Source organism: Pelagibacterium lacus, from assembly GCF_003345525.1.
In the GTDB taxonomy this organism is placed as follows: domain Bacteria; phylum Pseudomonadota; class Alphaproteobacteria; order Rhizobiales; family Devosiaceae; genus Pelagibacterium; species Pelagibacterium lacus.
In genome coordinates this window covers 1-834 of sequence record NZ_QQNH01000075.1, presented here as the reverse complement: position 1 = coordinate 834, position 834 = coordinate 1, and the positions used below count along the sequence as shown (strand labels likewise).

Annotated in this window: 1 pseudogene; it reads left to right on the top strand. The window is 32.7% G+C overall.

Going from position 1 to position 834, the window contains the following annotated elements:
• Positions 1–47 precede the first annotated feature (47 nt).
• A pseudogene (locus DVH29_RS16830) lies at positions 48–767 on the top strand (RNA-directed DNA polymerase); the annotation flags it as partial.
• Positions 768–834 lie beyond the last annotated feature (67 nt).

Here is an 834-nt window from a genome sequence, read left to right as displayed (position 1 = left end):
CAAATCAGTAAATGTAATACATCACATAAACAAAAAGCAAAGACAAAAACCACATGATCATATCAATAGATGCAGAAAAAGCTTTTGATAAGGTACAACACCCATTTATGATAAAAACACTCAGCAAAGTGGGAATAGAGGGAGCATTCCTCAATATAATAAAGGCCATTTATGAGAGACCTACAGCCAACATCATACTCAATGGGCAAAAGTTAAAATCTTTATATTTAAGATCAGGAACAAGACAAGGTTGTCCACTTTCACCACTTCTATTCAATATAGTATTGGAAGTTTTAGCCACAGTGATCAGACAAGAAAAGGAAATAAAAGGCATCCAAATAGGAAAGGAGGAAACAAAACTGTCACTTTTTGCAGATGACATGATAGTGTACATGGAAAATCCTATAGACTCTACCCAAAAACTCCTCAAACTAATTGATGAGTTTGGCAAAACAGCTGGTTATAAAGTCAATATCCAGAAATCAAAGGCATTTTTGTATACCAACAGTGAATCAGCAGAAGCAGAAATAAAGAAAAAAATCCCATTTGATATAGCAAAAAGAAAAATAAAATATCTGGGAATAAACCTAACCAAGGAGGTAAAAGACCTGTATGCAGAAAACTACACAACACTGAAGAAAGAAATCAAGGAAGACACAAACAAAGGAAACATATACCATGTTCATGGATTGGAAGAATTAACATCATCAAAATGTCCATACTACCCAAAGCAATTTACAGATTCAATGCAATACCTATTAAAGTAATAATGGCATGTTTCACAGACATAGAAAAAACACTTGAAAAATTTATATAGAACCATAAATGAACTAT